At 26.5% G+C, this 8,253-nt stretch carries 10 protein-coding genes; 3 read left to right on the forward strand and 7 right to left on the reverse strand.

Going from position 1 to position 8,253, the window contains the following annotated elements; genetic code table 11:
* On the reverse strand, nt 1–507 hold a 507-nt coding region (locus HMPREF9629_RS10935; RefSeq protein WP_009526450.1), incomplete at its 3' end, for an Rpn family recombination-promoting nuclease/putative transposase.
* 227 nt (nt 508–734) lie between these two features.
* A complete protein-coding gene (locus HMPREF9629_RS10940) occupies nt 735–1,910 on the reverse strand; it encodes a pyridoxal phosphate-dependent aminotransferase (protein ID WP_009526451.1) in 1,176 nt (391 codons plus the stop codon).
* A gap of 366 nt (nt 1,911–2,276) precedes the next feature.
* On the opposite strand from HMPREF9629_RS10940, the gene HMPREF9629_RS10945 reads away from it, so the two are divergent.
* Both HMPREF9629_RS10945 and HMPREF9629_RS10950 read left to right on the forward strand, forming a co-directional pair.
* Entirely contained in the window at nt 2,277–2,639 is a 363-nt protein-coding gene (locus HMPREF9629_RS10945; RefSeq protein ID WP_009526452.1) for a DUF3796 domain-containing protein, read from the forward strand.
* A 1-nt stretch (nt 2,640) separates the two neighbouring features.
* Complete coding sequence (locus HMPREF9629_RS10950) at nt 2,641–2,841, forward strand: helix-turn-helix transcriptional regulator (RefSeq protein WP_009526453.1); 201 nt, start codon at nt 2,641–2,643, stop codon at nt 2,839–2,841.
* Between the two features lie 220 nt (nt 2,842–3,061).
* On the opposite strand, the gene HMPREF9629_RS10955 is transcribed toward HMPREF9629_RS10950, so the two are convergent.
* The 5 genes from HMPREF9629_RS10955 to HMPREF9629_RS10975 form a co-directional block, all read right to left on the reverse strand.
* Nucleotides 3,062–3,613 carry a hypothetical protein gene (locus HMPREF9629_RS10955; RefSeq protein ID WP_009526454.1) on the reverse strand — a complete coding sequence of 184 codons (552 nt, stop codon included), beginning with the start codon at nt 3,611–3,613 and terminating at the stop codon, nt 3,062–3,064.
* Between the two features lie 212 nt (nt 3,614–3,825).
* Complete coding sequence (locus HMPREF9629_RS10960) at nt 3,826–5,004, reverse strand: nucleotidyltransferase (RefSeq protein ID WP_009526455.1); 1,179 nt, start codon at nt 5,002–5,004, stop codon at nt 3,826–3,828.
* A gap of 180 nt (nt 5,005–5,184) precedes the next feature.
* Nucleotides 5,185–5,757, reverse strand: a complete 573-nt coding sequence (locus HMPREF9629_RS10965; protein WP_009526456.1) for a hypothetical protein — start codon at nt 5,755–5,757, stop codon at nt 5,185–5,187.
* 248 nt (nt 5,758–6,005) lie between these two features.
* Complete coding sequence (locus tag HMPREF9629_RS10970; protein ID WP_009526457.1) at nt 6,006–6,428, reverse strand: hypothetical protein; 423 nt, start codon at nt 6,426–6,428, stop codon at nt 6,006–6,008.
* 9 nt (nt 6,429–6,437) lie between these two features.
* Entirely contained in the window at nt 6,438–7,457 is a 1,020-nt protein-coding gene (locus HMPREF9629_RS10975; RefSeq protein ID WP_009526458.1) for a ParA family protein, read from the reverse strand.
* 457 nt (nt 7,458–7,914) lie between these two features.
* Between HMPREF9629_RS10975 and HMPREF9629_RS10980 the strand changes: the two genes are divergently transcribed.
* Complete coding sequence (locus HMPREF9629_RS10980; protein WP_009526459.1) at nt 7,915–8,139, forward strand: hypothetical protein; 225 nt, start codon at nt 7,915–7,917, stop codon at nt 8,137–8,139.
* Nucleotides 8,140–8,253 lie beyond the last annotated feature (114 nt).

Below are 8,253 nucleotides of genomic sequence, written 5' to 3' on the forward strand. Positions count from 1 at the left end.
TACGTCTACTTTGGTCAGGTCTAAAAAGTGTATTTCTTGTATGTCTGTTAATTCTTTTTTTGTCTCTAATTCTGTCAGTCTGTATATTGAGTGTACTTTGTCTTCGCATGGAAATTTTTCGTTTAGTATGGTTATTACTATTGTTTTTGTTAGGCTTGAGTATCTTGCTCCTTTTTGAAAGTTTTCTTTGTATCTGTTTGCCCAGTAAAATAATACTCTGTTTATATAGTCGGCTTGCCATGATTTTTGCATTTCTACGTTTATTTTTTCTCCTGATGATAGTGTGAGTTTTATGTCTAATATTCCTGTTTTTTCGTATATATATGTGTTTCCTATCAGTGTGTTTTCTATTTGCAAATCTTGTATGTCTTTTACTGGTATTTTGAGTATTACGCTTAAAAGTGAAGATAGTATGTCTTTGTTTTCTTCGTTTGAGAATATTCTTTTGAAGGCGTAGTCATTACTTAGTGTAAGTTTTATTGTATCGTCCGGTATGTAGTTGTCCATATTATCTTCCTTTCTTTTTTTGGTTAAAGTGTTGCACTTATATTGTAATACTAAAATTAAAATATATATTTATTATAGTAATTATAACATTATTTCTGATATTTTTAAATATTGAATAAATTGTAAAATATATTTGAGTATCATATTAAAAAATGCCTGTTTTTAATAACTCTTAGATAATAAAAAAGACTGTAATCAAATGGAGTATTGATTTACAGTCTTTGATACTATAGATTTTCTACATAGTGTTTTATTTTTTCCAAGCCGTCTTTTATTTCTTCCATGCTTGCTGCATAACTCAATCTTACAAAATCATCCTCAAAGAAACCTGCACCTGGAACTAAAGCAAGTTTTTCTTTGTCCAATATGTCGTTGCAAAATTTGAGTGATAATTTATCTGAATTCAACTTATCTTTTAGAGAAGATATATCTATAAAAGCATAAAAAGCTCCTTGTGGATATATAATTTTCAAATTTCCCCAATTTTTGAAAAAATCTACTATATAATCACGTCTTTGTTTATAAGTATTTTTCATTGTAAGTACATCATCTTGACACTCTCTAAGTGCGACTATACCCACTTGTTGAGATATTGTGCTCGGATGAGCTGTCATATGTGATTGTATGCTTGCAATTGATTTTGCTATTTCTACGCTACAGGCACTATATCCTAATCTCCAGCCAGTCATAGATGCGCATTTACTAAAGCCGTTTATTATTATAGTGTTGTCATATATTTCTTTTGAAAGTGATGCAACGCTTACAAAATCAAAATCAAAAGTTATTGATTCATATATTTCATCGGACATTATGATTATGCCTTTTTTTGTAAAATATTCGCATATAGAAAGTAATTCATCTTTTGTAAATACTGCTCCGGTTGGATTGTTAGGATTTGTCAATATAACCATTTTTGTTTTTTCGGTAACATATTTTTGAACGTCTTCTACTGTCATTTTGAATGAGTTTTCTTTTTTTGTAGGAACAAGAACAGGAACTCCTCCTGCAAGTTTGACTATTTCAGGATAGCTCACCCAACAAGGAACAGGTATAATAACTTCATCGCCCAGATTTATAACGGCAAATGCAGCATTTGTTATTGCGTGTTTTGCTCCATTAGACGCTACTATTTGGTCAGGAGTGTATTTTATGTTGTTTTCTGATTCCAACTTTTCACATATAGCTTTTCTAAGTTCCAAATTTCCGCTTGATAAGTCATATTTTGTTAGGTTGTCAGTTATTGCTTTTATTCCGGCAAGTTTTGCTTTTGAAGGTGTGAAAAAATCAGGTTCACCCAGTGTGAGATTAGTTATTTTTTCGCCATTTGCGATCATAGTTTTGACTTTTCCACCTATTTCAAGAGTTATTGACGGAGATATATTTTTTGCTTTTTCAGATATCATATTTTTTCCTCCCAAAAAATTTTAATAGAGCTTTATATTATTCCATTGCTAAAATATTCTAAAAATAATTTAATATTGAGCACTAAGTAAACCTGTATTAGAGTATCTTTTAAATAAAATAATAAATTATATAAAACTTAGAAATATTACGATTTGCAATAATGCTTGGCATAAAATTCAAAATTATATAAACCTAATAATTTCTAATATTATAATATTTATAATGTATTTTGTATATGATTTTTTAACTTTTTTGAATAAAAAATAAAATTTATAATTTAGTATTGACATTAAAACTATATAGTGATATATTTATAACATAAAGATATAAATATATCACTATATGTTGGATGGGAGGTAATCGCAATGAAGGATGATAAGAAACCTAAAAGATATTCTAAATGGATTGGCTTTTTAGGCTTTTTGGGATTTAGAGGTTTGTGGTATTTTAAAACTCATGATGTTTCCGAATTGTATTACTTTATGTATTTTGCTTGGTTTGGACATTTTTTGCTATCAAAAATAAATGTGAGCATAACGGATGAGATGTATCTTGAAAATGAAAAAAATGCCAGAGCGTTTATCGGAATACTAGCTATGTTCCTTATTTCCATATTAACCGTATTGAGTGTGCTTATAAAGGATTTGAATTTAAAACCTTTTGTGGTTGCTGCATTTGTGATTTTGGTGTTGTCATATTCTATAAAACTTTATTCATTGGAGAAATGATATGGCTGAATTTATATGTGAGGTAAAAAAATACAGGCAACTTAAAAATTTGACTCAGGAAGAACTTGCACAGAAGGTTGGAGTGAGGAGAGAAACGATAATAAGATTAGAGGCGGGGAAATATAATCCGTCATTGAAATTGGCAATGGATATATCCAAAATACTTGAAACACCAATAGAAACAATGTTTATATTTAAATAAAGTTGTGCTAAAAACTATTACAAAATATAAAAAAATAAATTTCATATATTTGTTATTTAAAAAATATAAATTTTTTGGGTTATATTTTGGTATATATAAAATATAATATAGTTTTAATTATACTTTAGTATTAAATAATTATAGTTTATAACAAGATAAATTTTTTACAAGCAAAAGAAGATGCTGAAATATTTCGGCATCTTTTTTGTAGAAGTTAATATTAAAGACTGTTAAGCTTGTTTATTATATTAAGTGCTATATTTTCATCATCTATGTCCAAGCAAGCAGTATTAACAAGTTCTTTTAAAAAAAATTGGATATTTGTCATATTGCTTATACATAGATTGTTGGATGATATACATTCTTCTTTGTAGAGTTCTTTGTATTTTACATATGAATTTAAAATCTGATTTATATAAGATAATACATCTATATATGAATTAAGTTTATCGATTGTTATTTCCTGAAGTTTGCTTTTATATTCAGATATTTGGACGCTTGAAGATTTAGGCATTTTCATTATTAAAAGATAATTTTTTATATAGTTGGCGGATGCGTTATATTTGTATGTTATGTTAGAGATGTTTTTGTCCAATATAAGCAAAAATTGTTCTAATAGATCACTGTTATTACGGGATATACTTGAAATGGTATTTTTTTTAATAAGATTTATGTATATATTTAATGTTACCATGCTCGCTTCATACTCTGATGTGAGCGGTAAAATGGAAGACAGCTCATTTAAAAACTCTTGTATGGATTTATCTGTCATAATAGCTCCTTTTTATATAGTTGAAAAAATTTTCAGTATAAGTAATATAATAATTTGATAAAAATGAATCGTCATAATATATAAATTTTGATTTCAGTAAAATTTAAATTTGTACAGTAATTATTTAATTTTTAAATATTTGAATTAATTTTATTTTAACATATGAATATTATAAATATAAGTTTTTATGATTTTGAAATTGAAATTTTAAATCATAATTTTATAGGAGATGTTAAAAAATCATTGTAATAATATGATTTTTTTTCTATATTATATATTTGTGTGGCTTTTATATCTTTTTCAAAAAATAATTTTGAATATTCATCTTTAGGTGTGTATGATGAGGTTTTATTTATCAATTCAATATCACTTCTTTGTTTTATTTTTTTTAGAATTTCACGACCATTTTCGTTAAAACCGAGTATTCTTACATAGGGTGATTTATAATAATTTTCTTTTATGGTAACAATATCTTGCTTTGTTATATTAAGCAGAATGTTAAACATTATACGTCTTATTCTTGTGTAGGTATATCTTTTTGATTTTGTCATCATTATAAGCTGATTTAATGTATCGGCTTTTTTTATGTTTGAAATTATAAGATTTTCTAAGCCTTCAGATATTTCAAATATATTTTTAAGATTTTTTTCATTCATAATTATAGCATATTTTATATATTTGAAAAAATCTTCGTCAAATTTTAAGTATTTTTCGTCAAAATATTCAATACTGTTTTGCATAAGAAAATTAAAATCTGTATTCAAAATAGATTTTTTTTGTTCAATTTTTGTTTTAAAAAAATGTCTTATTGCAGTAGCGCTTGAATATTTTTCTGAAAGAGAAGTATCATTATATGCAGAGCCTTCTCTTAATATAGTGCATGGGATTATGCTGGAATTTGTATTTATCATGGCTTTTATATATTCTATGGCCAGTATATCATTTGATGTGCTTGGAACATTTGATATAGACGAGTATGATTTTATATAAGATTTACCGGATTTTAATTGTTCTTTTATTATATTTTTATCTAAAAATGAATTTTTTGCGATTTTTTTTAGAGCATCAATATTGCCGGTTTCACTTCCAAAACATAGATAATCTACAGTGTTTAGAGAGTTTAATATGGATATTGAGCCATTTGCAAATATAGGAGCAACTTGTGTAGAAAAAAGACAAGGCATTTCAAGGACCAAGTCTGCTCCGTTTTTTAGAGCGATTTTGGCTCTTGTATGCTTGTCTAATATTGAAGCATCTCCGCGTTGTACAAAATTACCGCTCATAAGGCATAATATTTTTGCATCGCTTATTAAAGACTTTATTTTATTTATTTGATATTGATGTCCTGTGTGAAACGGGTTGTACTCGCATATTATGGATACTATACTCATCAAAGACTCCTAATATATAGTTTTGCTTTATATATATTTAATGGAATTTATATTTTTATTTAATATGTTTGCTTAAATATTTATATTTAGTAATTTATAGATATTATAAATTAAAAGGTCTTGGGAAAAACTGCTCCTATCTATCTTAACTTTTGTTGAAATAATATTATTCAGATATTTTTAAGACAACATATTGCCGAAACTGTCACATATTTTGCGTATTACACCTGTTTGAGGATCAAGCAACCGATTTAATTTTTGCGGATAGGTCATAATCTCTCTTACAAAAATTTCTTCATTTATATAAAAATGGCTGAGTTTATCTGTCATTATACCTATACTTGCGAGAAATCTGCTGTTTTCATTTATTACATCTTTTATTTTGTAAAAATTGTTTTGACCTCTTGCTATATCTATTTTTTTGATATTATCCATAGACGAGTTGAATTTTACGAACATTGAATTTAAAAAATCTAAAGTTTCCCTATCTTTTTCAGAAACTTTAAACAGACTTTTTTTATTCTGTTTTTCTTCTTTTGAAAAAGCATTTTTGTCCGGATCTTTATCTTTTTTTACTAATTTGTCGTAGAAATATTCTTTGGCAAGTACACTTGCATCAGACGACATAGCATTGTTTGACGTGTCAATCATACCTACTTCTTTGACGGAATGGAGTGCATTTACATTTGAATTAAGTCTGACATTTGAAATCATACTGCTCATAGTATTTCTTGTAGTTGGAGTTATTTTCATAAAAATCACCTCATCTCTTTAATTATGCTGAACTGTTTGAAAAATATATTTATACAAATTGCTATTAATATAGTAAATATAAAAATAATATTTTTTGTCTATTTTTATTATACAGGCTATTTAATCGTACAACAGAAGTAGTTCAAATATTGCATAGTGTAGTTGACTATATTTTTGCAAACTTATAATATTTAGTATATTTAAAGAATATATCGGTTATATGTTTATATATTTTAAGATTTCAAATATTACAAGTTCTTTGCACGAGCAGAATTTTCAAAAAATCTTTGTATTGCATCAAAATTCATTTCTTTTGTTGTGAACGGTTTGGTGTTATATAACAGTTTATAAAGTTTTTTCAAATCTTCTGCTGAATAAATTTTCATCAGTGCATTTTTAGCATCTATATTGCTTTTGTCATAAATCATATTTTCAAAATAATGTTTTTTTGCCTCCTCTTTTGTATATATATTTTCAAGTATTGATTTTTTAGCGTTTTTTGTTCTTGCTTTGACCTCTTTTGGAGCAGTGAAATATTTTAAAGTCGATTCAATATCCTCTGATGAGTATTTAAAAGATTTTTTATTGAAAAATATATCCTTTGCAGGTAAAAGTTGTGTATATATTTTAAAAATATCTTTTAATATTTTTTCGTAATTTTGTTTGTTCATAAATACCTCTTATTCGCATATTTTCAATAAATCATCCGTTAAGCTATTGTACTCATCATGAGGCTCAAAATTCATAGTTTTGTAGGGTATGCCAAGATTATTTTTATCAGAACGGTTATTCTTCATATGGATTTTGCTTTCAAAAATATAGCAACGTTTATCAGATAGACCGTCAACTATGTCATTTTTCATAAACGGATAAGATTTATCAAAAATTTCCACATTATTTTCTTGAAGTTGATTGTTTAAATCTGATAGAAATGAAGATGATGCGGATTTGGAAATTTCAACAGCCATCGTTTCAAAAACACCGATTAATTTAGGCGATTTTGAGAACATCTTTTCAAGCAATATACCGCCTACAGCAGAGTCGTATGTATATTTTTGTATAGTTTTTTCAATTACTTTTATGTAATCCATTACACCTGATATACTTATATCATCAGCTATTGTCGGAATAATATAGTAATCGGATTTTAAAAATACAGCTTGAATTATAGAATTTAATGACGGCGGACAGTCTATCAATATATAATCTAATTTAATATCAGGTATATTTTCTATGTCTTCGATTAATTTTGCAACACCTACTATTCCCATAGAATATCTTGAAACTTGGTCGGCTATATCATTAATTCTTGCGTTTGCAATATCCATTCGAGTAGGGATAAAAGATAATGAGCCGTTTAGAAATGTTTTTGTCTTAACTGCATTTTTTGTCATACTTGCAAGGTTTGTAAAAGTTTCATTATTAAAAATATTAGAAGATGATAAAATATCCAACTTGCCAAGTCTTCTGAATTGCAAAGCATATATTTCCAAAAGATAGTTGAAAGTAGACTCTATCGGCACACCATCTAACGGTATGTCTCGTTTCGTACAAATTTTGCTAAGAGATGCCTGCGGATCCAAGTCCAATAACAGTACGTTTTTATTATGATTTTGAGCCATATTTATTCCAACTTGAAAAACAGATGTAGTCTTGCCGACTCCACCTTTGTAATTTCCAAAGAAAATTTTAATCGCCATAAAACACCTCGCATGGTAAATAATAATATTAAATAATTATAACTTAATAATTAGCTGATTTATAATAAAATCAAATCCTATAATTGAAGTAAAAATTAATATATTTTTATATTTTAGGTTTAGGCTTTCATTTATATTGTAAATTCAAAGAAAGTATTTTAAATTATACTATACAAAAATGAAAATTTATATATAATTTTCAGAATATTTTATATTTTTGTTTGTATTGTGACATTTTTTATAAATTTTAAATTTAAAATGCTGTTAATATTAAACTTTAATACTTGAAATTACATTTAGAATCAAAAAAATAAACAAAAAAGTAAAAAATAAATATATTTATAGACAAACAGACTGATATTTTATATAATATGATGATATTGACAAAGAAAGAATATGATGCCTACCCTTTCACATCAATATATTATAAAAATTTATAATATAAGGAGAAATGCTTATGATTAAAACTACTATAAACAGACCCATGTATTTTTATCTTATGATATTTTGCCTTTTTATGAATTCACTTCTCGGTTTTGCACTGTTATACATAGATAACGATAACTTGGCATATTTTGTTCTTACAGCGTCAATTATTTTGTATATAAATATTTTTCACCCGAACAACACCCAAAAAAATAGCATTTTTCATCTGTATGGTGATAACAACAACAGTATGTAGTGTAATAACAATAGTATTAGGATGGGAATACGGATTTCAAAACTGGCTGATAACATTTTGTTTTGTATCAATAACAGTACCGTTTCCCGACAGAAAAAGTTTTTATATATTAGC

Origin of the sequence: Peptoanaerobacter stomatis (assembly GCF_000238115.1) — a bacterium.
Lineage (GTDB): Bacteria > Bacillota > Clostridia > Peptostreptococcales > Filifactoraceae > Peptoanaerobacter > Peptoanaerobacter stomatis.